This is a genomic window from Devosia sp., assembly GCF_040509215.1.
Lineage (GTDB): Bacteria > Pseudomonadota > Alphaproteobacteria > Rhizobiales > Devosiaceae > Devosia.
The window spans coordinates 1-3,491 of sequence record NZ_JBEVLL010000396.1 but is presented as its reverse complement, the minus strand read 5'-3'; the positions used below and the strand labels follow the sequence as shown (position 1 = coordinate 3,491).

2 protein-coding genes are annotated in these 3,491 nt (G+C 61.1%); both read left to right on the top strand.

The window, feature by feature from the left end:
- On the top strand, positions 1 to 1,620 hold a 1,620-nt coding region (locus tag ABW043_RS22030; RefSeq protein ID WP_353923339.1), incomplete at its 5' end, for a cation:proton antiporter domain-containing protein.
- Between the two features lie 94 nt (positions 1,621 to 1,714).
- Positions 1,715 to 3,491 (top strand): glycogen/starch/alpha-glucan family phosphorylase (glgP, locus tag ABW043_RS22025; protein WP_353923338.1); only part of this gene is annotated, 1,777 nt, incomplete at its 3' end.

The window sequence follows — 3,491 nt, the reverse complement described above, 5'->3', positions numbered from 1 at the left end:
TTCCTCTTCATCATCGGGCTCGAAATGGAGCCGAGCAAGCTCTGGGCCTTGCGCAAGCAGATCTTTGGGCTCGGGGTCGTGCAAGTCGCCTGCTGCGGTCTGTTGCTGACCGGGGTTGGGTTGCTGCTTGGTTTTGCGCCGGTTGTGGCCTTTATTTTCGGCATGGGGTTCGTGCTGACCTCGACTGCGATCGTCATGCAGATTCTCTCGGAGCGCGGCGAGCTGGCGTCCGAGAGTGGGCAGAAGATGGTTTCCATCCTGCTGCTTGAAGACCTCGCCATCGTGCCGCTGCTGGCCGTGGTTGCAATCCTGGCGCCGACCGCCGCGGATCAATCCATGCTGACGCGTGCCATCGGCTTTGGCAGCGCCATCGGCGCTATTCTGTTGCTGATCGTGCTGGGGCAGCGCGTGATGAATCCACTGTTTGCGCTGCTCGCGTCGTCTAGGGCGCGCGAGGTGATGACGGCGGCAGCTTTGCTCGTCGTGCTGGGCGCGGCATTGCTGTTCCAGGTGAGCGGGCTTTCCATGGCCATGGGCGCGTTCCTTGCAGGCGTACTGCTGTCCACCTCGACGTTCAGGCATCAGCTTGAGGCTGATATCGAGCCGTTCCGCGGGCTGTTGCTCGGGTTGTTTTTCCTGGCCGTCGGGATGTCGCTTGATCTGTCGATCGTGGGCGATAACTGGCAGCTCATTGCCATCAGCGTTCTGACCTTCATGCTGGTCAAGGCGGTCGCGATCTATGTGATTGCGCGGTTGCTGCGCTCCAGCCATGGCGAGGCACTGGAGCGAGCGGTGCTGATGGGGCAGGGCGGCGAATTTGCCTTCGTGCTCTATACGACCGCCGTTTCGGCGGGGCTGATCGATGGACCGAGCAATGCCATCTTCACGGCTACGGTCATCATCTCGATGGTGCTGACGCCGTTCGCTATGATCGGCCTGCGCTACCTGATGCCAAAGCGGGTGGAATCGATGGTTGGCGTCGAGGCGGTGGATGGTCTCAACAATCGCGTGCTGATCATCGGCTTCGGACGCTTCGGGCAGATCGCCAGCCAGCCGCTCCTTGCCATGCGCCATTCGGTTTCGATCATCGACAATGACACCGACATGATCCGCGCCGCAGCGCAGATCGGCTTCAAGGTCTATTACGGTGACGGTACGCGGCTTGATATCCTGCATGCCGCAGGGGCGAGCACGGCGGACCTGATCCTGATCTGTACCGACCAGAGAGAGCAAACGACGCGCATTGCCGAGCTGCTGCGGGACGAGTTCCCGCTGGCGCGGGTGATGGCGCGTGCTTTCGACCGTCCGCACGGCATCGAGCTGATCCGGGCGGGTGTCGAATACCAGTTGCGCGAGACCTTTGAGTCGGCGGTGTCGTTCGGTGGCGCCGCCATCGAACTGCTCGGCGCGAGCGAGGAAGAGGCCAGCGAGATCATCGAGGGCGTGCGTGCTCGCGACCGTCAGCGGTTCGAACTGCAGCTCGGTGGCGAAGACTGGCGAAACCTCAACCGGCTGCTGATCAGCAACGCTCAGGACCAGGCGCGCGAGAGCGGCGTGCTGGTTTCCGAGGAGAGCGCAGAGGATGCCGTAGCCCATTCCGTGCCCGCTCAGGGCACCTAACCTTCTCCTCTCGAAGGGGGCTTTCCGATGCACAAATTAAGTGCAAGAGTGAGCACATTAGAGGGGAACATCGTCATGAACACTGGATTGCGATATGCCGCAAAAACCGATCGTCTACGATGCTCCGACGCCCGAGCCCCGTGCCTCAACCGTTGAAGCCATTCAGGCAGAAATCCTTGAAAGGCTGATCTATTCGGTCGGCAAGGACCCGATTGTCGCGCGTCCTCATGACTGGTTGCGAGCCACCATCCTGGCCGTGCGTGACCGCATCATGGACCGCTGGATGGAGAGTTCGCGCGAGACCTGGCGCACGTCCAACAAGCGCGTCTACTATCTAAGCCTTGAGTTCCTGATTGGCCGGCTGATGCGCGACGCGATCAGCAATGTCGGTCTGATGGAGCCGGTTCAGCAGGCGCTGAAGAACCTCAATGTCGATCTGGGCGACCTGATCAATCTCGAGCCCGATGCGGCGCTGGGCAATGGCGGCCTTGGTCGTCTGGCGGCGTGTTTTCTCGAATCCATGTCGACGGTGAAAATCCCGGCCTATGGCTATGGTATTCGCTACGTCCATGGCCTTTTCCGCCAGGAAATGAGCGAGGGCTGGCAGGTCGAACTGCCGGAAGACTGGCTTGCTCACGGCAATCCGTGGGAATTCGAACGCCGCGAAAGCGCCTATGAGGTCGGCTTCGGCGGTCATGTCGAGCCGATCACCGATCCCGATGGGACGGTGCGGCACGAATGGCGGCCGAACGAACACCTGCTGGCGGTGGCCTATGACACCCCGATCGTCGGGTGGCGCGGTAGCCGCGTGAATACGCTGCGGCTGTGGAGCGCGCAGCCGATCGATCCGATCCTCCTCGACAAGTTCAACTCCGGCGACCACATCGGCGCATTGGAAGAAAGCGCGAAGGCAGGGGCGATTACGCGGATTCTTTACCCGGCCGATTCAACCCCGGCGGGGCAGGAACTGCGGCTGCGCCAGGAGTTCTTCTTCTCCTCCGCCTCGCTTCAGGACATCGTGCGCCGACACCTGCAGCAATATGGCGATCTCGGCTCGTTGCCGGACAAGGTGGCCATTCAGCTCAACGACACCCATCCCGCCATTTCGGTGGCGGAACTCATCCGCATCCTGATGGATGACAACGGGATGAAGTGGGAGCAGGCGTGGAAGCTGACCAAGGGCACGTTTGGCTATACCAACCATACGCTGCTGCCCGAGGCGCTCGAAAGCTGGCCGGTGGCGCTGTTGGAGCGGCTTCTGCCGCGGCACATGCAGATCGTCTACCAGATCAATGCCGAAGTTTTGGCGGAGGCGCGTGGCCGGGCCAAATTCACCGACCAGCAGATCGCTGCGGTTTCACTGATAGATGAGCATGGCGGGCGCCGCGTGCGCATGGGCCAGCTGGCCTTTGCCGGGTCGCATTCGATCAATGGCGTTTCAGCGCTTCATACCGAGCTGATGAAGCAGACCGTGTTTGCGGACCTGCACAAACTCTATCCCGAGCGCATCAACAACAAGACCAACGGCATTACGCCGCGGCGCTGGTTGATGCAGTGTAACCCTGGCTTGACCAAGCTGATCACCGACCGGATCGGGCCGGACTTTCTCGATGACATCGACAAGCTCCATGGTCTTGGCGCGCATGCCGAAGACCCTGGTTTCCAGAAACAGTTTGCAGCGGTGAAGCGCGCCAACAAGGAGCGGCTGGTCAAGCTGATCAAGGACCGGATCAACGTGACGGTGTCGCCAGATGCGCTCTTTGACGTGCAGATCAAGCGTATCCACGAATACAAGCGGCAGTTGCTCAACATCATCCATGCCGTGGCGCTCTATGACGAAATTCGCGCCCATCCCGAGCGGGACTGGGTGC